The sequence below is a fragment of the Allobosea sp. GW821-FHT03A12 genome (assembly GCF_058986765.1).
In genome coordinates, this window is sequence record NZ_JBYSVZ010000005.1 from 614,557 (window position 1) to 638,407 (window position 23,851).

Genomic DNA, 23,851 nt, shown 5'->3' on the forward strand with positions numbered 1-23,851 from the left:
TGCCATGGTTCCGCCGCAGCTGAGACGATTCTGTGATCGTGCTGCTCAGTGCGCCCGCTCCCGGGAGATCGCGGCCGGCGCAGGCTCCTTCGCCGTCGCCGGATGGCGCCCGGCGAGATGGAGCACGACATAGCCGATCACGGCCGAGAGGGCCGAGCCGGCGAGCACGCCGATCTTGGTCGCTGCGGCCAACGCCGGAGCCTTCTCGAAGGCGAGCGCTCCGATGAACAGGCTCATGGTGAAGCCGATGCCGCAGAGCAGCGAGATGCCGTAGAGCTGCGCCCAATTCGCCTTGGCCGGCATGGTTCCCAGGCCTAGCCGGACCGCGAGCCAGGCGAAGCCGAACACGCCGATCTGCTTGCCGAGGAAGAGCCCGAGCATGATGCCGAGCGGCACCGGCGTCAGCAGGAGCGAGGGCGACATCCCAGCGATCGAGACGCCGGCATTGGCGAAGCCGAAGACCGGCACGATAAAATAGGAGGACCAGGGATGGAGGCGGTGCTCCAACGTATGCAGCGGCGAATGCTCAGGCTCGTCGCTTTCAGTGCCATGGCCGCCGAGCGGAATGGTCAGGGCCAGCGCGACGCCGGCCAGCGTCGCATGGATGCCGGACTTCAGCACGAAGAACCAGAGCGCCGCGCCGATGACGAGATAGAGCGGCAGCAGGCGGACGCCGCGCAGGTTGAGTGCGATCAGGATCGCGAGGCAGGCGCCGGCCCCGGCCAGCATCGGCAGCGAGAGATTGCCCGAATAGAACACGGCGATGATCAGGATCGCGCCGAGATCGTCGAGAATGGCGAGCGCGGTCAGGAAGATCTTGAGCGAGACCGGCACGCGCGAGCCGAGGATAGCGAGCACACCGAGCGCGAAGGCGATGTCGGTGGCGGCGGGGATCGCCCAGCCGCGCAGCGCCTGCGCATCGCTCCAGGCGAGCGCGGCATAGATCAAGGCGGGCGCGATCATGCCGCCGAGCGCGGCCAGCGCCGGCAAGGCGCGCCGGCTCCAGGTCGCGAGCTGGCCTTCGATGAACTCGCGCTTGATCTCCAGTCCGACGACCAGGAAGAACACCGCCATCAGCGCGTCGTTGATCCAGTGCAGGATGGAGAGGCCGGCGATCTTGGCGTCCAGCAGCTCGAAATAGACGGGGCCGAGCGCCGAATTGGCGATAATCAGCGCCAACGCCGCGGAGAAGACCAGCAGCACGCCGGCCGCGGCTCCGCTTTCGAGAAAAGCGTGCAGAGGCGAGCGGCGCTTGGGCGGCCAATCCGGGTGGTGAGCCTCGCTCTCGTCCGTCCGCTGCGCCACATCGGCCTCCTTCCGCCGGCTTCCATTCCGCCGGTTTGCTGCGACACCTCGATGTCGTTTCGATTGCAGCCGAGGATCGCGCCAAGCGGCGAGTCGGCCTTCCCAGGTTGTGAATAAAGCAGAATGCGCGTGAAGCGGCACTCCATATCGCCGCACTATCGCCGGCGCCGCCGGCTCGCGCCACCTGCCAGCGCGGCCGTGGCGGTCATGATAGCCAGCAGCGCGGCCGTACCGCCGAACAGGCTGGCATAGCCGTATCCGGCGATCACAGGTGTGCTCAGCAACGGCGAGCAGAACTGGCCGATGAAGATCGAGGCGGTGAGGATGCCGCCGGCCAGTCCGCGCTTCTGCGCCGGTGCGAGGTTGAGGGCGAGCGCGACGAAGCTCGGCGAGACCAGGGCATAGCCTGCGCCGATCGCTGCTACGGCGGCGAAGATCGCCGGGGTGGTCGCCGCGAGCAGCAGAATGAGGAAGCCGAGCGCCATCGCGCCATAGCCCAGCGCGAAGATGCCGGGATAGCCGACGGCGCGCTGGATGCGAGGGTAGAGCAGGGCGAAGCCGCCGCCCGACAGCATCAGCACGCCGAGTGCCGAGCCGGTCATGATCGCGCTGTCATAGCCTCGCGCGTCGAGGAAGAAAGAGAGCTGCGTCGGCATGACGAAGAAGATCATGTTGGTCACACCCTGGAGCAGGACCAGCAAGGCGAGGGGCAATCGCCAGGGGCGAAAATCGTCACTCGCGCTCGACAGCTTCGAGCCACTTCCCGGCGACAGGCGCGGCGGATCGACGATGACCAGCCACATCAATGGCAGGAAGGCGGCGGCGAGCCCATAGATCGCGAAGGGCAGCCGCGGCGAGAGCGTCGCGGCCCATCCGGCGGTCAGGATGAAGACGAGGCCGCCGAGATTGCGCGCCGAGATCTGCAGGCCCGTCAGTGCATTGCGGTCGTCGCCGCTGAAATAGTCGCCGACCAGCGCCGTCTGCGCCGTCATGATCAGGGCGACGGCGATACCCAAGACCAGCCGGCTCGCGAAGATCGTCGGCAGGTCGGGCAGCATGAGCCCGGCGCAGCCCGACAGGATGAACAGGATAACCCCGAAGAGCAGCAACTTGCGCCGCCCGATCCGGTCGGCCGCGATCCCGGCGAGTGGTGCAAGGATCGCGACGCTGAGCGAGGGCGCCGGCACCAGCAGTCGCGTCAGCAGCGCCGCATTCGGATCGCCGGCGAACAGCCGCTCCAGTCCGGGCAGGGCCGGGGCGATCGTCGCGTTCGCCATAGTGGTGAGCGATGCCGCCATCAGCAGGGCGATGGCGCGCCGGTCCTGCCAGACCGGAATTTGCCTTGAAACGAGAACAGCTTCCATGATGATCCTCTTGCCGAAATCTTGGGTTCGGCAGAGCGTACGAATTCAAGTCGACTTGAGGTCAAGCATGGTTGCTCTCGATATCGGCGAGGTCGCCGAGCGCTCCGGCGTCGCGCCCTCGACCCTGCGCTATTACGAGGAGATCGGCCTGATCGCCTCGCTCTGGCGGCGGGGCCTCAGGCGGCAATTCGATGCCGACGTGCTGCTGAAGCTGTCGCTGATCGCGATGGGCAAGGCCGCCGGCTTCTCGCTGGAGGAGATCGCCGGCATGTTCGGGCGCGACGGCCGCCCCGACATCCCGCGCGACCAGCTGCGCCTCAAGGCTGACGAGCTGCAGCGCCAGATGATCGAATTGCGCACGCTGCGCGACATCCTGCGTCATGTCGCCGATTGCCCGGCGCCTTCGCATCTGGAGTGCCCGACTTTCCGCAAGCTGATGCAGGCCGCTTCGCGCCGGAAGCTCGTCTACCGCCCCTCCGTCCGACGCTCTGGCGCGCGGCGCGCAGCTCCTTAGCCGCGTCCATCTATCGCTTGGACAGCCTCACTCTGCGTGATAGGGACCGCGCGGGGATCGGCCGCGATCGGCCGCCGCATTTTCAGGAGCCGGACATGACCGACGCCGCGCGCGACAAGCACCTCTCCAACTCCTTCTTCGGCGCCGGCCTTGCCGATGTCGATCCCGAGATCGCCCGCGCCATCGAGCTCGAGCTCGGTCGTCAGCGCGACGAGATCGAGCTGATCGCTTCGGAGAACATCGTCTCGCAGGCCGTGCTCGAGGCGCAGGGCTCGGTGATGACCAACAAATACGCCGAGGGCTATCCGGGCCGGCGCTATTATGGTGGCTGCCAGTTCGTCGACATCGCCGAGAAGCTCGCGATCGAGCGCGCCTGCCGGCTGTTCGACTGCCAGTTCGCCAATGTCCAGCCGAACTCGGGCTCGCAGGCCAATCAGGCTGTGTTCATGGCGCTGATGCAGCCCGGCGACACCTTCATGGGCCTCGACCTCGCCGCCGGCGGCCATCTCACCCACGGCGCCCCGGTCAACCAGTCCGGCAAGTGGTTCAAGGTCGTGCCCTACGGTGTCTGCGTCGTCGACCAGATCATCGACTATGACGCGATGGAGCGCCTCGCGATCGAGAACAAGCCGAAGATCATCGTCGCCGGCGGCTCGGCCTATGCTCGCCATTGGGATTTCGCCCGCTTCCGCGAGATCGCCGACAAGGTTGGCGCCTATTTCATGGTCGACATCGCCCATTTCGCCGGGCTCGTCGCCGGCGGCGCCCATCCCTCGCCGTTCCCGCACGCCCATGTCGTCACCACCACCACGCACAAGACCCTGCGCGGCCCGCGCGGCGGCATGGTGCTGACCAATGACGAGGCGATCGCCAAGAAGATCAACTCGGCCGTGTTCCCGGGCCTGCAGGGCGGGCCGCTGATGCACGTCATCGCTGCCAAGGCCGTCTCCTTCGAGGAGGCACTGCGGCCGGAGTTCAAGACCTACGCCCATGCCGTCGTCGCCAACGCCAAGGCGCTGGCCGAGACGTTGAAGAGCAAGGGCTTCGACCTCGTCACCGGTGGCACCGACAACCATCTGATGCTGGTCGACCTGCGCTCGAAGAAGGTGACCGGCAAGGCGGCCGAGGCCGCGCTCGGGCGCGCCCACATCACCTGCAACAAGAACGGCATCCCCTTCGATCCGGAGAAGCCGATGGTCACCTCCGGCATCCGCCTGGGTACGCCGGCTGCGACCTCGCGTGGCTTCGGCGTCGCCGAGTTCAAGAAGGTCGGCGAGCTGATCGCCGAGGTTCTCGATGGCCTCGCCGCCAATGGCGAGGAGGGCAACGCCGCCGTCGAGCAGGCGGTCAAGGCCAAGGCCCACGAGCTGACCGCGCGCTTCCCGATCTACTGAGCGGGAGCGGGCGGGACCTCTTTTACGGGAAGGTCCCGGTCAGCTTGATCATGAACAGGTTCTCCGGACCGCCGGGCGCATCGCCCCGGTTGGTCCGGCTGAGCTCGGCGTTGAGGTCGAGCCCCTTGGTGATTTTGTAGCCGGCCGAGGCGCTGCCGCCGAACTGGCCGTCCTTGACCTGCGCCGCGACCGAGACGTTGAAGCGGTCATCGGTCGCGCTTAGCTTGAGATTGAGGTCGACGGTCGGCTTGGTGACGTCCTTCTTGACGATGCCGCTGAGCTCGAACGAGCCGTACTGGACCATGACCTCGCCCTCGACCTTCTCGATCGCGGCCGACTTGGTCACCACCTGAAGCGAAAGATCGAGCTTCAGCCGGTCCCATTTCAGCTTGCCGGTCAGCTTGGCGCCGACCAGCTCAGCTGTCGGGTCGAAGACGATGCCGCCGACGCCGAGCTTCAGCGCACCGAGCTTGACGACCTCGAATTTGAGCTTCTCCAGCTGCTGCAGGCCGAGCGTCACCGCGCCATTGTTCGGCTTGGTGACGAAGAGGGCCGCACCTGCTCCGAGCGCCAGCGCCGCGCCGACGACATAGACGATGCCCTTGTGCTGATCGACCCAGACGCCAAGGGCCGACGAGCTGGCAGCCTCCTTGAAGGCATCGAGCTGCTTTTCGAGCGATTTATACGCCGACGACTTCTTGATCTGCTTGAAATACTCGTCCGCCGCCTTCGACAGGACGTCGTCGCCGATGGAGCGGAGTTTCTGGATGTCCTCGAACGAAAGCTGCGTCGTCTGGCTCTTCAGCTTGGCGTTCGCGAAGCTCAGCAGCCCCTTCTGTGCCGTCGACAGGACGACCGGGCTCTTGAGGATCTCGGCGAGGCGTTCGGGAGACCTGTGGATCTCGCTGTCGAGAAGGTCGAACGCCAGGACGACCAGGCCGCCGAAGGCGTCGCCGACACTATCATTGGACATCTGCGTAACTCCGATTGGCGAGCTTCGTGGATCGGCAGGCAGGCGCAGGCGGGTCGCAGGACGATACCTTGCCATGGGAAGGCCACTCGTTGGGCGTCATTTCTTGCGAGCGCTGCGATCCGGCTGCCGGAGCGTCATGCGATCTCGTGCTTGCTCCCTTGCCGTCGGCTGGTCGTTTTTCGCTGGCCTGCGACGGCATGGCTGGGGCAATGAAGGGCCGCGGGCGCTATCGTCCCTCAAGCTAACCTGAAGGCCCCATTCATGCGCTGTCCCTATTGCGGCTCGCTCGATACCCAGGTGAAAGATTCGCGGCCGACCGACGACCACGCCTCGATCCGGCGCCGGCGCGTCTGCCCCGATTGCGGCGGCCGCTTCACCACCTTCGAGCGCGTGCAGCTGCGCGAGCTCACCGTGGTCAAGCGCTCGGGCCGGCGTACCGCCTTCGACCGCGACAAGCTGCAGACCTCGATCGAGGTGGCGCTGCGCAAGCGTCCGGTCGCGCCCGAGCGGATCGAGCGCATGGTCAACGGCATCGTCCGCCAGCTCGAAAGCTCGGGAGAGGGCGAGATCCAGAGCTCGACCATCGGCGAATTGGTGATGGAGGGGCTGAAATCGCTCGACGACGTCGCCTATGTCCGCTTCGCCTCGGTCTACCGGAACTTCCGCGAGGCCCGCGATTTCGAGGAGCTGCTCGGCCAGCTCGGCGGCGACGAGATCGAGATCGGCACCAAACCGGCTCCTGCCCGCGACGATGCCTGATCAGAACGCGATCGACCGCGCCTTCATGGCGTGGGCCTTGGAACTTGGCGCGCGCGGGCTCGGCCGTACCTGGCCGAATCCGAGCGTTGGTGCCGTCGTCGTGCGCGATGGTACGGACGGTTCGGTGATCGTCGGCGAAGGCCACACGCAGCCGGGCGGCCGTCCGCATGGCGAGGCGATGGCCTTCGAGCAGGCTGGCGCCGCTGCGAGCGGCGGCACGCTCTACGTCACGCTGGAGCCCTGCTCGCACCGCACCGTCCGCGGCGGCACGCCTTGCGTCGAGCGCACCTTGCTCGCCGGCGTCCGGCGCGTCGTCTCGGCGATGTCCGATCCCAACCCGCAGATTGCCGGCCTCGGCCATGCCTTGCTGCGCATGGCCGGCCTGGAGGTCGTCACCGGCGTGCTGGAGGACCAGGCCCAGCGCAGCCATCGCGGCCATGTCCTGCGGGTGACGCAAGGGCGGCCGATGGTGACCTTCAAGGTCGCGCGTACGGCCGATGGCTTCGCCGGCGGGGCAGGGGGCGCGCGCCTTGCCATCTCATGCCCGGAATCGGGCGAATGGGTGCATCGCCTGCGCGCCAGCCATGACGCGATCATGCTCGGCATCGGCAGCGTCCTCGCCGACGACCCGCTGCTGACCGTGCGCCTGCCCGGACTTGAAATCCGCTCGCCGATCCGCGTCGTGCTCGATTCCTCGCTGCGCTTGCCGCTCGACGCCAAGCTGGTGCGGGGGGCGGCGACCGTGCCACTCTGGGTGATCGCGGCCGAGGATGCCCCGGTTGCGGCCGAGGAGAGGCTCGTTGCCGCCGGCGTCGAGGTCATGCGCGTCTCGCGCGGCGCTGATGGCCATCTCGACTTACGCGAGGCGCTGCGCCTGCTGGCGACCCGCGGCATCACCCGCGTCTTCTCCGAGGGCGGTCCGACGATCGGTGAGCAACTGGCGCTGCAGGGCCTCGCCGACGAGGTCATCGTCTCGACCTCGCCGAAGCCGCTCGGGGCCGAGGGCATCGTCGCCGTCCGGCCGGGGCTTGCGGCACTGCTCGCCGATCCCGAAATCTACGCCGTCACCGAGGTCGGGCAGATCGGCTGCGACCGTTTCGAAGTTTTCACGAGGATCGCCTGATGTTCACCGGCATCGTCACCGCCATCGGCACCGTTACCCGCGCGCAGACCAAGGGCCCGAGCCTGAAGCAGTTCGATATCTCGTGCCCCTGGGAAGCCTCCGGCATCGAGCTCGGCGCCTCGATCGCTTGCGCCGGCGTCTGCCTGACCGTGACGGCGCTCAAGCCGCGCGAGGATGGCGAGGCGGGCTGCATCTTCCAGGTCGAGACCGCGGCCGAGACCCTTGCGAAGACCAGGGTCGCCGAATGGGCGCCCGGCACGAAGATCAACCTCGAACGCTCCTTGAAGATGGGCGACGAGCTCGGCGGCCATCTCGTCACCGGCCATGTCGACGGCGTCGGCACCATCCTGAAGATCGACGAGATCGCGCCCGATCCGAGCGAGCCCTGGGGCGCGACGGCGCGCTTCCATATCCGCGCGCCGCAAGGGCTTGCGCGCTTCATCGCTGCCAAGGGCTCGATCTGCCTCGACGGGACATCGCTGACGGTCAACACCGTCGAGGACGACGTCTTCACCGTGCTGCTGATCCCGCATTCCTTCAGCGTCACAACCTGGGGTGAGCGCCGCAAGGGGGACGGCGTCCATGTCGAGGTCGATCTGATGGCGCGGTATGCCGCGCGGCTTGCGGAGGCGCGTCCGGGGGGCTAAAGCCGGCCCAACGCTCAGCCCTCATCCTGAGGAGCCGTTTCTGCCGAAACCGCTCCTCAGGATGAGGGCTTTGGTGCTTGGATATTCACGGGCACCATCTCTTGCAAAAGGAAGACGCCATGGCCGGATCCCGGCAATCTTCGGCTGCCTCAGCCGCTCCGCTCGACGATGTCCGCGTGCTCGTTGTTGAGGCCCGCTTCTACGACGGCCTGGCCGACGAACTGCTCGCCGGCGCGACCGCCGTGCTGGAGAAGGCTGGCTGCCGCGTCGACGTCGTCACCGTGCCCGGCGCGCTCGAAATCCCCTCCGCCATCGTCATCGGCCTGCGCGCCGCCGACGAGGCGGTCGATCCTTATGAGGCCGTCGTCGCGCTCGGCACTGTCATCCGCGGCGAGACCGGCCATTATGACATCGTCGCCGGCGAGAGCTCGCGCGCGCTGATGGACCTGTCGGTCGCCTTCGCCCTGCCGCTCGGCAATGGCATCCTCACGGTCGAGAACGAGGCACAGGCCTGGGCCCGCGCCAACCGCAGCGAGATGGACAAGGGCGGCGGCGCGGCGGAAGCTGCGCTCGCGGTGCTGCGTTACAAGCGCTCGCTGGCGGAGGAGTCGAAATGAGCCGATCCGAGATGCGCCGCGGCGCGCGGCTCTCGGCCGTCCAGGCGCTCTACGAGATGGAGGTCGGCGGGCGCGGCGTGGTCGAGGCCATGGCCGAGTTCGAGGCCTTCTGGATCGGCAAGGAAGTCGAAGACATCGAGCTCCCCAAGGCCGAGATCGCCTTCTTCCGCGATCTGCTCGGCGGCGTCGTTCGCGAGCAGCGTCTGGTCGACCGCTCGGTCGACGATCTGCTCGCCTCCGGCTGGCCGCTGAAGCGCGTCGAGGCGGTGGTGCGCGCCATCCTGCGTGCCGGCGCCTATGAGCTCGCCTTCCGCAAGGACGTGCCGGCCCGCGCCGTGATTTCGGAATATGTCGCGGTCGCCCGCTCCTTCTACGAGGGCGAGGAGGTCGGCATGGTCAACGCGGTGCTCGACAGGATGGCCCGCGACGTCCGCGCCGAGGAATTCGACGCTCCGGCAGCGTGAGCGGCGCCGTGGCCGGAACCCAGTCCCCCGGCGAATTCGAGCTGATCGCCCGCTATTTCGCGCCGATAGCCGGCCGCGCCGGGCTCGGTCTGATCGACGATGCCGCTTTGCTGCGCCCGGCGCGCGGCTATGAAGTCGTGATCACCGCCGATGCACTCGTCGCCGGCGTGCACTTCTTCGCCGACGACCCGCCGGCCTCGATCGGGCGCAAGGCGCTGGGTGTCAACCTGTCGGATCTCGCCGCCAAGGGCGCCAGGCCCGATGGCTTCGTGCTCACGCTCGCTTTGCCCAAGGGCTGGACGGAAGGATGGCTCGCGGGTTTCACCGAGGGCCTCGGCGCCATGGCGGGCGAGGGCGGCTGTCCGCTGATCGGTGGCGATACGGTCTCGACCACCGGCCCGCTGACCCTCTCGATCACCGCCTTCGGTAGCGTGCCTGCCGGCCGCATGGTGCTGCGTTCCGGTGCCAAGCCGGGCGACATCGTCGCCGTCAGCGGCACGATCGGTGACGGTGCGCTCGGCCTGAAGGCGCATGGGCCGGACCGGCCCGCCTGGGTCGGCCAACTCCCGGAAGCCGACCGCGCCTTCCTCGCCGACCGCTATCTGCATCCGCAGCCACGGACCGCGCTCGCAGAAGCGCTGCAGGCCCATGCCTCGGCCGCGATGGACATCTCCGACGGCCTGGTGGGTGACCTCGCCAAGCTGCTGGCGGCCTCGAAGGTGGGGGCTGAGATCGACCTCGGCGCCGTGCCGCTCTCGCCCGCGGCCCGCACTGCGGTCATGGCCGATCCCGCATTGGCGGAACTGGCCTGGACGGGCGGCGACGACTACGAAATTCTCTGTACGATCCCAGAAGGAGAATTTCCTTCTATGGTTGCTGCCGCCGAGGCCGCGGGACTCAGCCTCGCGCGCATCGGGCGCATCACCGCCGAGGCGGAGAGCGTGCGCTATACCGAAGCGGGCCGGCCGCGAACGTTCGCACGCGGCTCCTTCGCTCATTTCTGACGGCGGCCAGGCGGCCGCGGGGGCGGCGGCTGCGATGAACCAGCATGGTCCGGTTATGGATGGCGACACACTCGCCAGGCGCAATGCGCTGGTGCTCGCCGGCGCCCAGGCCCTCGGCGGCGCGAGCCCCGCGATCGTCATTTCGCTCGGCGGCATCGTCGGCTCGCAACTGGTCGCGAACCAGGCCTTTGCCACCGTCCCGGTCAGCCTGATGCAGCTCGGGCTCGCCACCGGCGTCATCCCCGCGGCGTTCCTGATGCGCCGGATCGGCCGCCGCAACGGCTACGTCATCGGAGCGCTGATCGGCGCTACAGGCGCCAGCATCGCTGCGGCCGGTGCGGCCGAGCGCCTGTTCTGGCTGTTCTGCCTGGGCACCTTCCTGTGCGGGCTCTACAGCTCCTATGTCCAGAGCTACCGCTTCGCCGCCGCCGACACGGCGAGCGAGGCGTTCAGGCCGCGCGCCATCTCCTGGGTGATGATCGGCGGGCTGCTGGCAGGGGTGATCGGCCCGCAATCGGTCTACTGGACGCGTGACCTGACGCCGGCCGCGCCCTTCGCCGCGAGCTTCCTGGCCCAGGGCGCACTCGCGCTGCTGGCTATCGGCGTCGTGCTGGCGCTCCGGGCCCCGCCGGTGAAGGAGGCGAAGTCCGGCGGCGGCCGGCCGCTCCCCGAGATCATGCGCCAGCCCAAATTCATCGCCTCGGTGATCGCGGCGCTCGTCGCCTATGGTTTGATGAGCTTTGTCATGACCGCTGCCCCGATCGCGATGGTCGCCTGCGGCCACAGCGTCGGTGAGGCGGCGCTCGGCATCCAATGGCATGTGCTCGCCATGTACGGGCCGAGCTTCCTGACCGGCCGCCTGATCGCGCGGTTCGGCAAGGAGAAGGTCACGGCCGCCGGCCTCTTGCTGACCGCGATCGCAGCGATCGTCGGGCTCTCCGGCCTCAGCGTCGCGCATTTCTGGGTCGCGCTCGTCCTGCTTGGGATCGGCTGGAATTTCGGCTTCATCGGCGCGACCGCGCTGGTGACCGACTGCTACCGCCCCGAGGAGCGGGTCAAGGTCCAGGCCGCCAACGACTTCCTCGTCTTCGGCTCGGTTGCGATCGCTTCCTTCTCCTCGGGCGGCCTGCTCAGCGCCGGCGGCTGGACCAGTGTCAACTGGCTGGTCTTCCCACCGGTCGCGATCGCTTTGGCGCTGGTTGGCTGGCAGGCGATGGGCAAGCGGGCGGCGGTGGGCGCTGGCTGACCCTCAGCCAGGCCAGCCCCCCTTCGGCCAGTCACGGGCGCTGTGGATCACGCGCAGTACGACGAGCCTGTTGCCATCGAGCGCATAGGCTATGATCCAGGGCAGCCCGGACACTGTCTTCTCATAGGTCCCGGTGACACGCCCCGGTCGCCCGATCGGGCGCTCCGCCAATAGGCGCGCAGCGCGATCGATCGCCCCGGCGACTCTCTGGGCAGCGGCCTGATCGTCAATCGCGATCCGGGTGATGGCGGCTTCGAAATCGTCGAGCGCCGCAGTCGACCAGAGAAGCGAGCGCATCAAGGCTCGCCAGCACCGGCCTTGTCGATGCTGCGGGCGATCCTCGCCATTGCCTCGTCATGCTCGATGAGGCGCCCGGCCTTCAGGTCGTCAAGGCCCTGCTCGATCCCTTCGACGATGTCCGCTTCGCGGGCGACATAGGCGGCGATCGCTTCCCCGGCGAGGAAGGAGGGGGTGCGGCGTGTCGCTTGCGCCAGCCGGCCGAGCTTGTCCTTGACCTCTTCCGGCAGGCGGATCGTCATGGTCGTCGTCGCCACGGCAGCCTCTACGAATGTATACGACGTACACAATGTAAGCTGGTGTACCCCGTAAGTGAAGGGGACTGACATCCCCCCAAAATTGTCAGCCGACCCGTTTGCGATTCTGGCGGAAACTGGGCAACAATCCCACCCGACACTGGTGATCGGCGCTGTGGCCTGATTCTTCGTGAGGCCGACAGAGCCGTTTCCTGCGTTCAAAGAACCGGAAAACCGGCTCCGTCGGGGTGTCCTGCCCCGGATGACGAAATCTCAGGGATAGGAAATTCGATGTCGGCCTTGCTCATCATCATTGTCTTGAGTGCGTTATCGATCGTCTACGGCTTATGGGCCTATGGCGACGTGATGAAACGCGATGCCGGCAGCCAACGCATGCAGGAGATTTCCGGCGCGGTGGCGGAAGGCGCGCAGGCTTATCTCAAGCGCCAGTACATGACGATCGGCGTGGTCGGCGTCGTGCTCTTCCTCGGCCTGACCTGGTTGCTCGGCGCCTATGTCGGCATCGGCTTCCTGATCGGCGCCGTGCTCTCTGGCGTCGCCGGCTTCATCGGCATGAACGTCTCGGTCCGCGCCAATGTCCGCACTGCCCAGGCGGCGATGCAGTCGCTCGGCGAGGGACTCGACGTCGCCTTCAAGGCCGGCGCAGTCACCGGCATGCTGGTCGCCGGCCTCGCTCTGCTCGGCGTCGCCTGCTATTACGGCTTCCTCACCGGCATGAAGGGCTTTGCCGCCTCGGACCGCGTCGTCATCGACTCGCTCGTCGCCCTTGGCTTCGGCGCCTCGCTGATCTCGATCTTCGCCCGTCTCGGCGGCGGCATCTTCACCAAGGGCGCCGATGTCGGCGCCGACCTCGTCGGCAAGGTCGAGGCCGGTATCCCCGAGGACGATCCGCGCAATCCGGCGACGATTGCCGACAATGTCGGCGACAATGTCGGTGACTGCGCCGGCATGGCGGCCGACCTGTTCGAGACCTATGCGGTGACGCTGGTCGCGACCATGGTGCTCTCGGCGATCTTCTTCGCTGGCCAGCCCGTGCTCGGCGCGATGATGCTCTATCCGATGGCGATCGGCGCGGCCTGCGTCGTCACCTCGATCATCGGCACCTTCTTCGTCAAGCTCGGCGCCAACCAGTCGATCATGGGCGCGCTCTACAAGGGCTTCATTGCCGCCGGTGTGCTCTCGGTCGGCGCGATCGCCGCCGTGAACTACCTGATGTTCGGCGGCTTCGCGGCGTCGTTCACCACCGTGCAGGGCGTGACCTTCACCTCGGGCGGCCTGTTCGGCTGTGCGCTGGTCGGTCTTGCCGTGACGCTGCTGATCGTCGTCATCACCGAGTACTACACCGGCACCGGCAAGCGCCCGGTCGTCTCGATCGCCCAAGCCTCGGTCACCGGCCACGGCACCAACGTCATCCAGGGCCTCGCGGTCTCGCTGGAAGCGACGGCGATGCCGACCATCGTGATCATCGCCGGCATCATCGTCTCCTATGGCCTCGCCGGCCTGTTCGGCATCGCCATCGCCACCACCGCCATGCTGGCGCTGGCCGGCGTCGTCGTCGCGCTCGATGCCTTCGGCCCGGTCACCGACAATGCCGGCGGCATCGCCGAGATGGCCGGCCTGCCCAAGGAGGTCCGCCACTCTACCGACGCGCTCGACGCGGTCGGCAACACCACCAAGGCGATCACCAAGGGCTACGCGATCGGCTCGGCCGGCCTCGGCGCGCTGGTGCTCTTCGCCGCCTACACCTCGGACCTCAACTTCTTCGTGGCCGAGGCCAACAAGGCAGGCTCGACCACCTTCCAGTACTTCAAGGGTGTCACTGTCGACTTCACTCTGTCGAACCCCTACGTCGTCGTCGGCCTCCTGCTCGGCGGCCTGATCCCCTTCCTGTTCGGCGGCATGAGCATGACCGCCGTCGGCAAGGCGGCGGGCTCGGTGGTCGAGGAGGTCCGCCGGCAGTTCAAGGAAAAGCCCGGCATCATGGAAGGCAAGGACCGGCCCGATTACGGCCGGGCCGTCGACATGCTGACCAAGGCGGCGATCAAGGAGATGATCGTGCCGTCGCTGCTGCCGGTGCTGGCGCCGATCGTGACCTTCTTCGTCATCAACGCCATCGCCGGCAAGAACCAGGCCTTCGCCGCGGTCGGCGCCATGCTGATGGGCGTGATCGTCACCGGCATCTTCGTCGCCATTTCGATGACCTCGGGCGGCGGCGCCTGGGACAATGCCAAGAAGAGCTTCGAGGACGGCTTCGTCGACAAGGACGGCGTGCGCCACCTCAAGGGCTCGGAGGCGCACAAGGCCTCGGTCACCGGTGACACCGTCGGCGACCCCTACAAGGACACGGCGGGCCCCGCCGTGAACCCCGCGATCAAGATCACCAATATCATTGCGCTGCTGCTGCTCGCCATCCTGGCGCATAGCTGAACGGCAGAAGCGCCTGATCAAGACCTGGCCCCGCGGAGCGATCCGCGGGGTTTTTCGTTGGGGTGCAGGAGGTTGCGGCCAGCGGTGGAATCAGATTGCCAGGCGGTTGAATCGATCTGCGAGCCTACGGCCGGGGCCGTAGCGTTCGCGCGCGACGGGGCAGCCTTCGCCTGTCATGGTCCCGGCCATCCGAGGAGACACCGATGACCGCCCCAGCCGCTTCCACGGCCGCCCGATCCGGCCACCTGACCGATCTTGCCTGCCTGCTCGTGCTGGCGACGCTCTGGGGCGGCTCCTACAGCTTCATCAAGCTCGGCGTCGAGACGATCCCGCCGATTACCCTGATTGCGGCGCGCACGCTGATCGCCGGCGCGATCCTCATCGCCGTTATCCGCTGGCGCGGCCTCAGCCTGCCGCGCGATCCCGTCATCTGGCGGCGTTTCCTGATCCAGGCCTGCCTCAACAGCGCCGTGCCGTTTACGCTGATCGCCTGGGCCGAAACCAGCGTCGATGCCGGCCTCGCCGTGATCCTCAATGCCGGCTCGCCGATCTTCGCCTTCCTGATCAGCCTGCTGCTCTTTCGCACCGAGGCGGCGGCCGGGCGCAAGCTCATCGGCGTCTTTGCCGGGCTGCTCGGTGTCTGCCTGATCGTCGGCATGGAGGCGCTGTCGGGCTTCGGCCGCGAGCTTTGGGCGCAGCTCGCTCTGGTTGCGGCGGCGGCCTGCTATGGCGGCGCGGCGTTGTTCGGCCGCAATTTCAAGGGGCTCGATCCGATCATGCCGGCTTGCGGCTCGCTGATCTGCGGCGCCGTGATCCTGATCCCTTTCAGCCTGATCATCGACCGGCCCTGGACGCTCGCGCCTTCGGCATCGTCGATCCAGGCGCTGCTGGCGCTGTCGGTGTTCTCGACGGCGCTCGCCTTCATCCTCTATTTCCGGCTGATCGACCGGATCGGCACGGTCGGGACGACCTCGGTCGCCTATCTGCGGGTGCCGACCGGCGTCGCCATCGGCGTTCTCTTCCTCGGGGAGCGCCTGAGCCCGACCGCCTGGGTCGGGCTCGCTCTGGTCATCCTCGGCGTGTTCGCGATGACGCTGCCGGGGCGAAAGCCGAAGGGCGGCTAGGCGTCGGCTCGGCCAGCTAGGCCACAGCCAGGATGACATGGGCCTGGATATTGGCGGCGACCTCGCCGCTGCCATGTCGTTCCGCCAGCGCCGAGGCGGCGTAGTCGGTCGCAGCCGCCAGTTGTCCCGGCTCCCTGGCCTCGATCTCGCTGCGCAGAACCGTCCCCTGGCAATAGGCGACGGCCGGAATGCGGGGCGAGGAGGCACGGCTCATCTCGGCTCTGGTCTCGATCACCACCTCGGCAAAGCCCGCGCTCTCCAGGTCGCTGCGGATCAGCGCCTTGTCGTGGTAGCCATGCGGGGTGCGCGCCAGGAAGCGCGGCGGATCGTTGGGGAACAGCCTCGCGAGCGCATTGGTGACATCGTCGGCGAAGACATTCTCCTCGATGCGGTCCCAGACGTTGAACAGGAAATGCCCGCCGGGCTTCAGCACCCGCCCGGCTTCGCGATAAGCCGCCGGACGGTCGGGGAAGAACATCGCGCCGAACTGACAGCAGACGAGGTCGAAGGTCGCATCGTCGAACGGCAAGGCCATCGCATCGGCCTGGCACCAGCTGATGCGGTCATCCGGCGGCTGCTGCGAAGCCGCATAGTCGAGCATCGGCTGGTTGAGGTCTGTGACGACATAGCGCGCGCCGGATGGCAGTTTCGGCGCCAGCGCGCGGGTGACGGCTCCCGTGCCTGCGGCGATCTCCAGAACGGCCATTGGCGATAGTGAAGAGGCGCGGCGGGCGAGATCCGCAGCGTATGGCGCGAAGATCAGCGGCACCATGTAGCGGTCGTAGTTTTCCGGAATCGAGCCGGAGAACAGCTTGTCGGAGTCCAGCATCGCGACCCCCACCCTTGGCAATGATGGGTATCATAGCGAGGGCTGAAGGCAGACGATAGCGGCCGCGGCACTCTCAGGCCGCGAGCCGGAACCGCGAATCATCCGTCGGAGCGCTGAACGCGGCTGGTCTGCGCCAAAGAAAAAGCCCTGCGGCATCACCGCAGGGCTCTCGTGTCGTGCGTAGAGAGGCGCCTGCTCAGGTGCCGAACGGCGTGAACTTGGTGACGCCCTTGAACAGATTGCGCAGGAAGCTCTGCTCCTCGCCGCCGGTCGAGGTGGTGCGGCTGATGAAGTCGAAGATCACGCCGTCCTGCAGGCCGTAATTGGCGATGCGCTCGACCTTGAAGCCCTTGTTGAAATAGATCACCAGCACCCGCTGGTCGATGACGGTGAAATCCTGGAACTGGAAGCGGCGCCGCACCGTCTGGCTGATGTAGTAGAAGGTGCGGTTGCCGACGGTCGAGGTCGTCGAGGGCGTGCCGAGCGTGGTCAGCACTGTCTGCACGTCCATGCCGACCTTCACCTTGGCGATCAGCTCGTCGTCCATGACGAAGCCGCGGGTGAACTCCTCGTTGAGGCCAGCCGAGGTCGGAGTGCGGAAGCCGAGATTGGTGGCGGTGCCGCAGCCGGCCAGCGGCAGCGCGGCGGCCAGCGAGCCGATCAGAACGGTACGGCGGGTCGGAGCAGTCATGCGTGGCGGATCCGAAGGGGAGGCGCGCGGAGCTGCCGCGCTTGTCAGGGTGGGTGCGCTTGGCGTAACGCCCGAGCATGGCTTTGGCAAGGCAAGTCACTTTTTAGCTAAGGTCTTCGGGAAAGGTGGGGTAGGGGCTGTGATCTTCGGCCTGTTCGGCAGGAAGCGGGCGCGCATGGCGCCGGTCAACGCGCTGCTCGAGCGCATCGTCGGCGCGTCGCGCGAGCCTGCCCTGTATCTGCAGGGCCGCGTCCCCGATGATTTCGAGGGCCGCTTCGAGGCGCTGACGCTGCATCTCTTCCTGGTGCTGCGGCGCCTGCGCGATTTGCCGGCACCGGCGGCGGATGTAGCGCAGGACCTGATCGACGCCAGCTTCGCCTATCTCGAGCTCGGTTTCCGCCAGGGCGGCATCAGCGATGTCGCAGTGCCGAAGCGGATGAAGAAGATCGGCCGCAGCTTCTATGGGCGGCTCAGTGGCTATGAGGAGGCGCTTGCCGCCAATGAGCCCGGCGCCTTCGAAGCCGCGCTTGCCCGCAACATCGTTCCTGAGGTCGATGCCTCTGGGCTTGCCCGCCATCTCAAGGCTGGCGCCGCCGTCTTGGCCACGCGCTCGCTCGACGATATCCTTGCCGCCGATCCCTTGTTCCCGCCCTTCTCAGGCAGCCTCCAAGCATGACCGTTTCCCCTGAGGGCACATTGCCGCTTCACCGTCCGATTCGCGTCGAGAGCATCACCTTGCGCCCGGTTCCGGTCGAGGTCGCGCCGGAGCAGGGCGCTCTTCCCGCCATCGCGGCCTATCTCGGCGTCGTCTCGGTCGAGGCGCTGAAGGCAACATTCTCGCTCTCGCGCAATGGCGAGCGGGTCAAGCTCGAAGGTATGATCAAGGCGGGTCTGCACCAGACTTGCGTTGTCACGCTCGATGCCTTCCCGGTCGAGCTCAACGTGCCGGTCAAGCTCGATTTCGCGCCGGAGGCCGAGATCGCCGCCATGGCAAAGCCGTCCGAGGACGACGAGATCGACATCGAGGTGCTGCTCAACGAGGAGGAGCCGCCCGAGCCGATCGTCGACGGCATGATCGATCTGGGGACGGTGACGCTCGAATTCCTGGCGCTGGCGCTCGATCCCTATCCGCGCAAGCCCGGCGTGGCGTTCAGCGAGCCGGCGCCCGAGACGCCGGCCGAATCGCCTTTCGCCGCGCTGTTGCAGCTGAAGCGCGAGCAATGACCGGCAGAAACCTCCGCGCTTTCCCTTGCGGCGGGCGGCCAACCCGCTATTGTCCGCCGCCGCCCGGCCGCCCCCGGCAGGGGGCGCAGCCCCTGGAATCGATCACCACCGCATGACACGCCCGGTTACAATCGCGCTCGACGCCATGGGCGGGGATCACGGTCCGTCCGTGGTCATCCCGGGCGCCGCGCTTACGCTCGAACGTCGCCCGGACGCGAAGTTCGTGATCTTCGGCAACGAGAGCGAGGTCATGCCGCTGCTCGATGCGCATCCGCAGCTCAAGGCCGTCACCACCTTTCACCACACCGAGGTCTCGGTGAAGATGGATGACAAGCCGAGCCAGGCCCTGCGTTATGGCCGCTACAAGTCATCGATGTGGCGGGCCATCGACGCCACCAAGACCGGCGAGGCCGACGTCACCATCTCGGCCGGCAACACCGGCGCGCTGATGGCGATGTCGAAATTCTGCCTGAAGTCGATGCCGCAGGTCGATCGCCCGGCGATCGCCTGCCTGTGGCCGACGGTCCGCGGCGAGAGCGTCGTGCTCGATGTCGGCGCCACCATCGGTGCCGATGCCCAGCACCTGGTCGACCTCGCCGTGATGGGCGCGGCCATGGCCCGCGTCGTTCTCGACCTCGACCGGCCGAGCGTCGGCCTGCTCAATGTCGGCGTCGAGGAGATCAAGGGCGTCGAGGCGGTCAAGGAAGCCGGCCGCATCCTGCGCGAGAGCGCGCTGCCGCATCTCGATTACCGCGGCTTCGTCGAAGGCGACGATCTCGGCAAGGGCACGGTCGACGTCGTCGTCACCGAGGGCTTCACCGGCAATATCGCGCTCAAGACGGCCGAGGGCACCGCCAAGCAGATCGGCGAATACCTGCGCGCTGCGATGGGGCGTTCGCTGATGTCGAAAATCGGCTATCTTTTCGCCCGCGGCGCATTTGCGGCGCTGAAGGACAAGATGGATCCGCGCAAGGTCAATGGCGGCGTCTTTCTTGGCCTGGAAGGCATCGTGATCAAGAGCCATGGCGGCACGGATGCCGTCGGGTTCGCCAGCGCGACCGAACTCGGCTACGAGATGGCGCGCGAGAATCTGATGGCGAAGGTGCGTGAGATGGTCGCCGCGACTGCGCGGCCCAGCGCGGCACCGGCAAGCCCACAAGTCGCCGCCGGCGAGTAGGGAAGAGAAACGTCCTTGTCCAGAATGCGATCCGTCCTGCGCGGCTGCGGCTCCTATCTGCCAGCGCGCATCATGACCAACGCCGAATTGGCCGAGAAGGTCGACACCAGCGACGAGTGGATCGTCCAGCGCACCGGCATCCATGCCCGCCACATCGCGGCCGATGACGAGACCACCGGCACGCTCGGCCTGAAGGCGGCGCAGGCCGCGCTCGCCGACGCCGGCATCCCGGCGAGCGAGGTCGACCTCATCATCGTCGCCACCGCGACGCCGGACAACACCTTTCCGGCCACCGCGACCCAGATCCAGGCCGCGCTCGGCATCACGCAAGGCGCCGCCTTCGACCTGCAGGCCGTCTGCTCCGGCTTCGTCTTCGCAATCGCCACCGCCGACAAGTTCCTGGTGAGCGGTGCCGCCAAGACCGCCATCGTCATCGGCGCCGAGACCTTCTCGCGCATCCTCGACTGGGAGGACCGCGCCACCTGCGTGCTGTTCGGCGACGGCGCCGGCGCCGTCGTGCTCCGGGCGGAGGAGGGCTCCGGCACGCTCGCCGATCGCGGCGTGCTGACGACCCATGTCCGCTCCGACGGCCGCTACGCCAACAAGCTCTATGTCGATGGCGGGCCGGGCTCGACCAAGACCGTGGGCTTCCTGCGCATGGAGGGCCGCGAGGTCTTCAAGCATGCCGTGGTCAACCTCGCCGATACAGTGCGCCACACCTTCGAGGAGACCGGGCTCAGCGGCGCCGATATCGACTGGTTCGTGCCGCACCAGGCCAATCGCCGCATCATCGACGCCACTGCCCACAAGCTCGGCATCAGCGAGGACCGGGTCGTCATCACCGTCGGGCAGCACGGCAACACCTCGGCGGCCTCGATTCCACTCGCTTTGGCTGAGGCCCATATGGACGGGCGCATCAAGCCGGGCCAGCTCGTCCTGATCGAGGCTATGGGTGGCGGCTTCACCTGGGGCTCGGCACTGATCCGCTGGTAGCGGCGCCGGGTCGGCCGGCCAAGCTAAGCGCTTTGGATTTATGACATTTTCTTAGCGGTCGTCAGCGCGGATTTTCCGCGTTTTTCAACCTGTGCGAGCGCGTCGAGGATTGACCGCAACCGCCTGCCCGCCTAGCGTCCGCCTCCGGTGGGGCTAGGGTTAACGGGGACGCCGCTGCTGGAAGAAACGCCTTGGAGGAATTGATGGCGGGGCAAACGATAACGCGCGCTGATCTGTGTGAAGCAGTCTATCAGAAGATCGGCTTGTCGCGGACGGAGTCGTCAAAGCTGGTCGAGGCGGTGCTGGACGAGATCTGCGACGCGGTCGCGCGTGGGGAAAACGTCAAATTGTCTTCCTTCGGCTCCTTCGTCGTGCGCGACAAGGGCGAGCGAATCGGGCGTAATCCGAAAACCGGCGTCGAGGTCCCGATCGAGCCGCGTCGCGTGATGGTGTTCAAGCCGTCCAATGTGATGAAGGCGCGGATCAACGGACTGAACGGTGTAGGTGAGGAAGAGTGACTCTGGAGTTCCACGACGGCGGATTCGAGGCCGAATTGGATAACAAGAGCCCAGACGCATTCAGAACCATCAGCGAGGTCGCAGACGACCTCGACATTCCCCAGCATGTCCTGCGTTTCTGGGAAACGCGCTTCTCCCAGATCAAGCCGCTGAAGCGGGGCGGCGGCCGGCGCTACTACCGGCCCGACGATGTCGCCCTGCTCAAGGGCATCCGTCGCCTGCTCTATGGCGAAGGCTACACGATCAAGGGCCTGCAGCGCATCCTGAAGGAGCAGGGGCCGCGCTATGTCCAGGCGATCGGCCGCGGCGCCGAGATCGTCGGCGGCAACGCGACCGCCCAGCCGCCTGCGGCGGCGCATATGGCTCCGCCGCGCGCCGAGCCGACGCCGGCGTCGCAGCCGGTGCAGCATCACCACCATGCGTCTGCGATGGAGCCGGGTTTTGCGGCGAAGGCGCTGCTGTCCTCTTTGCCGCGTGCGGCCCAGCCGCTGGTCGGCGCCGACGATCTTGCCTTCCTCAAGGCGACGCTGTCCGAGTTGATCGAGTGCCGCCGTCTGCTGCATGGCGCGCTGGCCGGCGCGGCCGCCGGCGAGGACGGTTGAGCGCCCCTGCGCTTGAACCTTCGCTTCCGGCTCGCTAGATCAGCCGGCGAGGACGACCTCCGCCGGCTCTTGGCCGGCGTTTCCCAATAGGCGTGGACGACCCCGCCCTTCCCATAAGGAGGGCCGCCATGGCCTGGACCTATCTCTTCTTTGCCGGCCTGTTCGAAATCGGCTGGGCCATCGGCCTGAAATACACGCACGGCTTCACCCGTCTCATGCCGACCGTGCTGACGGTCGGCAGCATGGCGGTGAGCCTCGGGCTGCTCGGTCTTGCGCTGAAGAGCCTGCCGCTCGGCACGGCCTATGCGATCTGGACCGGCATCGGCACGATCGGCACGGCCATTCTCGGCATCGTCCTGTTCGGCGAGCCTGCGACGGCGCTGCGCCTTGCCTGCGTCGGCCTGATCGTCGCCGGCATCGTCGGATTGAAGCTCGTCTCCTGAGCCGGCCGGACAAGCCGGACCGGCGGCGTCCTAGAGCCGGATGATTTCAGATGGAATCGCAAAGCGATGCCATCTGAAAGCTGAATCCGTCTCTCATCAAAGAGTTGGAGCAGGATCTATGCGAAAACCGGTTCCCACTTTTCGCATCCTGCTCTAGCGCCGCCGGAACGCTTCCGGCCAGAGGCCGTTGCGCTCGAGCAGGACGACCGCGACGATGACCGCCAGCGTGACGACGATCGTCACCAGCTTGGCGTCCCAGGGCACGCCGCGGCCGATCAGCCAGATCAGCGCCAGGCCCGCGATGAGGGGGATGAGGAGCTCCATGGCGTCATCCTAAAGCGGGATTGGCGCCCACTTCAACGGCCGGCTCTGCTGCTGCCCCGATAGGGCCGCCTTCCATCAGCGGCCGCAGCCTGGCGAGTTCCTGCGCCATGAAATCGAGGAAAAGCCGCACCCGTGGCGAGTGGCGCAGATCCGGATGGGTCAGCAGCCAGAGATCTGCGGCATAGCCCGCCTGCGGCGGCCCGAGCCGGCGCAGGGCTGGCCGCTTGTCGGCGATGAAGCAGGGCAGGAAACCGATGCCGATACCGGCCTCCACCGCCTCGGTCAGCCCGAGCACGGTATTGATCTTGTAGATCACCCGCTCGGCCGGGACGGTCTTCTGCACATGCTGGACCACCTTGAAGGCGCCGAACTGGTCGCCGAGCGAGATCCAGTTGCGCTCGCGCAAACTCTCCTCGGCCTGGGGGGCCGTATCGGGGAAGTCGGTGCTGCGGCCGTAGAGCGCCCAGCCGATCTTGGCGGCGCGCCGGCCGATCAGGTTTTCGGGCGGGTTGTCGGTGGCGCGGATCGCGACATCGGCGTCGCGCTTGCTGAGATTGAGCGCTTGGTTGCCGAGCAGCACGTCGAGCTTGATGTCCGGGCATTGCCGCATGAAGGCGGCGAAGAGCGGCGTCAGCAACTCGACCAGCAGCGTGTCGTTGGTGGTGACCCGTAGTTCACCAGCCGGCAGGATCTCGCGGCCGGCCAGGCGCCGGGTGAAGCCGGCGATGTCGGTCTCCAGCCGCTCGGCCAGGACCGCCATCTCCTCGCCCGCCGGTGTCGGCACATAGCCGGAGCGATGCCGCTCGAACAGGCGCGTGCCGAGATTCTCCTCGATCTGGCCGAGGCGGCGGAAGACGGTGGAATGGTTGAGGCCGATCAGCTCGGCGGCGGCGGGCAGGCTGCGCGCTTCGGCGATGGCCTTGATCAGCCGGAAATCGTCCCAGGCGACGGAAGAGGCAGGGGTCGGCAAGCGGGCGGCTCCGGCGAAGTCAGCTCCCTGATACATGGTACGGGCGACAGGTTGCAGCAACCTGTCGCCCGTTCTGTTTGGCAGTGAGATGATGCTCAGGCCAAGGCGGGCTTGGCATTGACCGGCACGCCGGCCGGGCGCAGCGCCAGCGCGCCGTCGCCGATCAAGGCATGGGCGAAAGCGGCCAGAGCGAGGAAGGCGGGATATTCCCAGCCGCCGTTCGGCGCGTTGAAGACCCAGCCATTGGGGGCGTGGACGAAGAGCGCGCCGAGCAGGACCGGCAGCAGCAGGACCGAGACATAGCGGCCATAGAAGCCGGTGAGGATGGCAAGCCCGCCGATAAGCTCCGCCAGGATGATCGGCCAGGCGAGGAAGCTCGGCAGGCCGACCTGTCCGAGGAAGCCGGCGAAGCCCGGAACAGTGAAGACGGCGAGCTTCAGATAGGCGTGGGCGATGAACATGACGCCGAGCGCAACGCGCAGGGCCAGGGCGCCATAGGGGGCGAAACGATTGTCGATCATGGTCTTTCTCCGAAGGACCGGGTTGGTCTGCGGCAAAGAATGAC

Annotated in this window: 28 protein-coding genes; 18 read left to right on the forward strand and 10 right to left on the reverse strand. The window is 67.2% G+C overall.

Going from position 1 to position 23,851, the window contains the following annotated elements; genetic code table 11:
- Nucleotides 1-45: 45 nt before the first annotated feature.
- Nucleotides 46-1,305, reverse strand: coding sequence for a Na+/H+ antiporter NhaA (gene nhaA / locus AC3WLC_RS21540; protein ID WP_493685959.1), 1,260 nt, complete (start codon nt 1,303-1,305; stop codon nt 46-48).
- 155 nt (nt 1,306-1,460) lie between these two features.
- Nucleotides 1,461-2,669, reverse strand: a complete 1,209-nt coding sequence (locus tag AC3WLC_RS21545) for an MFS transporter (protein WP_493685960.1) — start codon at nt 2,667-2,669, stop codon at nt 1,461-1,463.
- Nucleotides 2,670-2,736: 67 nt separating this feature from the next.
- Between AC3WLC_RS21545 and AC3WLC_RS21550 the strand changes: the two genes are divergently transcribed.
- Nucleotides 2,737-3,183 (forward strand): helix-turn-helix domain-containing protein, encoded by a 447-nt coding sequence (locus AC3WLC_RS21550; protein ID WP_493685961.1) that lies wholly within the window; start codon nt 2,737-2,739, stop codon nt 3,181-3,183.
- A gap of 95 nt (nt 3,184-3,278) precedes the next feature.
- Entirely contained in the window at nt 3,279-4,577 is a 1,299-nt protein-coding gene (glyA, locus tag AC3WLC_RS21555; protein WP_493685962.1) for a serine hydroxymethyltransferase, read from the forward strand.
- 22 nt (nt 4,578-4,599) lie between these two features.
- Here the strand turns inward: glyA and AC3WLC_RS21560 are convergent, their stop codons facing one another.
- Nucleotides 4,600-5,550 (reverse strand): hypothetical protein, encoded by a 951-nt coding sequence (locus AC3WLC_RS21560; protein ID WP_493685963.1) that lies wholly within the window; start codon nt 5,548-5,550, stop codon nt 4,600-4,602.
- Nucleotides 5,551-5,811: 261 nt separating this feature from the next.
- On the opposite strand from AC3WLC_RS21560, the gene nrdR reads away from it, so the two are divergent.
- The 7 genes from nrdR (at nt 5,812) to AC3WLC_RS21595 (ending at nt 11,410) form a co-directional block, all read left to right on the forward strand.
- On the forward strand, nt 5,812-6,309 hold the full coding sequence (gene nrdR, locus AC3WLC_RS21565) for a transcriptional regulator NrdR (RefSeq protein WP_493685964.1): 498 nt from the start codon (nt 5,812-5,814) through the stop codon (nt 6,307-6,309).
- Complete coding sequence (gene ribD / locus AC3WLC_RS21570) at nt 6,302-7,432, forward strand: bifunctional diaminohydroxyphosphoribosylaminopyrimidine deaminase/5-amino-6-(5-phosphoribosylamino)uracil reductase RibD (RefSeq protein WP_493685965.1); 1,131 nt, start codon at nt 6,302-6,304, stop codon at nt 7,430-7,432. The genes nrdR and ribD overlap by 8 nt, the downstream gene beginning before the upstream one ends.
- Nucleotides 7,432-8,079 (forward strand): riboflavin synthase, encoded by a 648-nt coding sequence (locus tag AC3WLC_RS21575; protein ID WP_493685966.1) that lies wholly within the window; start codon nt 7,432-7,434, stop codon nt 8,077-8,079. The genes ribD and AC3WLC_RS21575 overlap by 1 nt, the downstream gene beginning before the upstream one ends.
- A gap of 119 nt (nt 8,080-8,198) precedes the next feature.
- A complete protein-coding gene (gene ribH / locus AC3WLC_RS21580) occupies nt 8,199-8,696 on the forward strand; it encodes a 6,7-dimethyl-8-ribityllumazine synthase (RefSeq protein WP_493685967.1) in 498 nt (165 codons plus the stop codon).
- Nucleotides 8,693-9,160 (forward strand): transcription antitermination factor NusB, encoded by a 468-nt coding sequence (nusB, locus tag AC3WLC_RS21585; RefSeq protein ID WP_377800727.1) that lies wholly within the window; start codon nt 8,693-8,695, stop codon nt 9,158-9,160. The genes ribH and nusB overlap by 4 nt, the downstream gene beginning before the upstream one ends.
- An 8-nt stretch (nt 9,161-9,168) precedes the next feature.
- The gene (thiL, locus tag AC3WLC_RS21590; RefSeq protein WP_493685968.1) at nt 9,169-10,164 is read left to right on the forward strand and encodes a thiamine-phosphate kinase; all 996 of its coding nucleotides are present in this window, start codon (nt 9,169-9,171) and stop codon (nt 10,162-10,164) included.
- A gap of 34 nt (nt 10,165-10,198) precedes the next feature.
- Complete coding sequence (locus AC3WLC_RS21595; protein ID WP_493685969.1) at nt 10,199-11,410, forward strand: MFS transporter; 1,212 nt, start codon at nt 10,199-10,201, stop codon at nt 11,408-11,410.
- Nucleotides 11,411-11,413: 3 nt separating this feature from the next.
- Here AC3WLC_RS21595 and AC3WLC_RS21600 read toward each other — a convergent pair whose 3' ends face one another.
- Together AC3WLC_RS21600 and AC3WLC_RS21605 are read right to left on the reverse strand one after the other, a co-directional pair.
- A complete protein-coding gene (locus AC3WLC_RS21600) occupies nt 11,414-11,710 on the reverse strand; it encodes a type II toxin-antitoxin system RelE/ParE family toxin (protein WP_493685970.1) in 297 nt (98 codons plus the stop codon).
- Nucleotides 11,707-11,949, reverse strand: a complete 243-nt coding sequence (locus AC3WLC_RS21605) for a CopG family ribbon-helix-helix protein (RefSeq protein WP_493686104.1) — start codon at nt 11,947-11,949, stop codon at nt 11,707-11,709. The genes AC3WLC_RS21600 and AC3WLC_RS21605 overlap by 4 nt, the downstream gene beginning before the upstream one ends.
- Before the next feature lie 285 nt (nt 11,950-12,234).
- On the opposite strand from AC3WLC_RS21605, the gene AC3WLC_RS21610 reads away from it, so the two are divergent.
- Together AC3WLC_RS21610 and AC3WLC_RS21615 are read left to right on the forward strand one after the other, a co-directional pair.
- Nucleotides 12,235-14,391, forward strand: a complete 2,157-nt coding sequence (locus AC3WLC_RS21610; protein ID WP_493685971.1) for a sodium-translocating pyrophosphatase — start codon at nt 12,235-12,237, stop codon at nt 14,389-14,391.
- A 203-nt stretch (nt 14,392-14,594) separates the two neighbouring features.
- A complete protein-coding gene (locus AC3WLC_RS21615) occupies nt 14,595-15,515 on the forward strand; it encodes a DMT family transporter (RefSeq protein ID WP_493685972.1) in 921 nt (306 codons plus the stop codon).
- 16 nt (nt 15,516-15,531) lie between these two features.
- Here AC3WLC_RS21615 and AC3WLC_RS21620 read toward each other — a convergent pair whose 3' ends face one another.
- The gene (locus tag AC3WLC_RS21620; protein WP_493685973.1) at nt 15,532-16,344 is read right to left on the reverse strand and encodes a class I SAM-dependent methyltransferase; all 813 of its coding nucleotides are present in this window, start codon (nt 16,342-16,344) and stop codon (nt 15,532-15,534) included.
- Between the two features lie 196 nt (nt 16,345-16,540).
- The gene (locus AC3WLC_RS21625) at nt 16,541-17,035 is read right to left on the reverse strand and encodes an outer membrane protein assembly factor BamE (protein WP_346359596.1); all 495 of its coding nucleotides are present in this window, start codon (nt 17,033-17,035) and stop codon (nt 16,541-16,543) included.
- 175 nt (nt 17,036-17,210) lie between these two features.
- On the opposite strand from AC3WLC_RS21625, the gene AC3WLC_RS21630 reads away from it, so the two are divergent.
- The 7 genes from AC3WLC_RS21630 to sugE all read left to right on the forward strand — a co-directional run bounded on the left by AC3WLC_RS21630 (nt 17,211) and on the right by sugE (nt 21,992).
- Nucleotides 17,211-17,711, forward strand: a complete 501-nt coding sequence (locus tag AC3WLC_RS21630) for a ubiquinol-cytochrome C chaperone family protein (protein WP_493685974.1) — start codon at nt 17,211-17,213, stop codon at nt 17,709-17,711.
- The gene (locus AC3WLC_RS21635) at nt 17,708-18,259 is read left to right on the forward strand and encodes a YceD family protein (RefSeq protein ID WP_493685975.1); all 552 of its coding nucleotides are present in this window, start codon (nt 17,708-17,710) and stop codon (nt 18,257-18,259) included. The genes AC3WLC_RS21630 and AC3WLC_RS21635 overlap by 4 nt, the downstream gene beginning before the upstream one ends.
- Before the next feature lie 112 nt (nt 18,260-18,371).
- A complete protein-coding gene (gene plsX / locus AC3WLC_RS21640; RefSeq protein WP_493685976.1) occupies nt 18,372-19,436 on the forward strand; it encodes a phosphate acyltransferase PlsX in 1,065 nt (354 codons plus the stop codon).
- A 15-nt stretch (nt 19,437-19,451) separates the two neighbouring features.
- The gene (locus AC3WLC_RS21645) at nt 19,452-20,429 is read left to right on the forward strand and encodes a beta-ketoacyl-ACP synthase III (protein ID WP_493685977.1); all 978 of its coding nucleotides are present in this window, start codon (nt 19,452-19,454) and stop codon (nt 20,427-20,429) included.
- A 203-nt stretch (nt 20,430-20,632) separates the two neighbouring features.
- Nucleotides 20,633-20,947: an integration host factor subunit alpha gene (locus tag AC3WLC_RS21650; RefSeq protein ID WP_057192231.1), complete on the forward strand. Its 315-nt coding sequence runs from the start codon at nt 20,633-20,635 to the stop codon at nt 20,945-20,947.
- Between the two features lie 35 nt (nt 20,948-20,982).
- Nucleotides 20,983-21,549, forward strand: a complete 567-nt coding sequence (locus AC3WLC_RS21655; RefSeq protein WP_493685978.1) for a MerR family transcriptional regulator — start codon at nt 20,983-20,985, stop codon at nt 21,547-21,549.
- 128 nt (nt 21,550-21,677) lie between these two features.
- A complete protein-coding gene (gene sugE / locus AC3WLC_RS21660; RefSeq protein ID WP_493685979.1) occupies nt 21,678-21,992 on the forward strand; it encodes a quaternary ammonium compound efflux SMR transporter SugE in 315 nt (104 codons plus the stop codon).
- A gap of 153 nt (nt 21,993-22,145) precedes the next feature.
- On the opposite strand, the gene AC3WLC_RS21665 is transcribed toward sugE, so the two are convergent.
- From AC3WLC_RS21665 to AC3WLC_RS21675, 3 genes are all read right to left on the reverse strand, one after another.
- Nucleotides 22,146-22,316 (reverse strand): hypothetical protein, encoded by a 171-nt coding sequence (locus tag AC3WLC_RS21665; RefSeq protein ID WP_167561519.1) that lies wholly within the window; start codon nt 22,314-22,316, stop codon nt 22,146-22,148.
- A gap of 4 nt (nt 22,317-22,320) precedes the next feature.
- Nucleotides 22,321-23,286 (reverse strand): LysR family transcriptional regulator, encoded by a 966-nt coding sequence (locus AC3WLC_RS21670; RefSeq protein ID WP_493685980.1) that lies wholly within the window; start codon nt 23,284-23,286, stop codon nt 22,321-22,323.
- A 95-nt stretch (nt 23,287-23,381) separates the two neighbouring features.
- The gene (locus AC3WLC_RS21675) at nt 23,382-23,807 is read right to left on the reverse strand and encodes a DoxX family protein (protein ID WP_346359587.1); all 426 of its coding nucleotides are present in this window, start codon (nt 23,805-23,807) and stop codon (nt 23,382-23,384) included.
- Between the last annotated feature and the right edge of the window lie 44 nt (nt 23,808-23,851).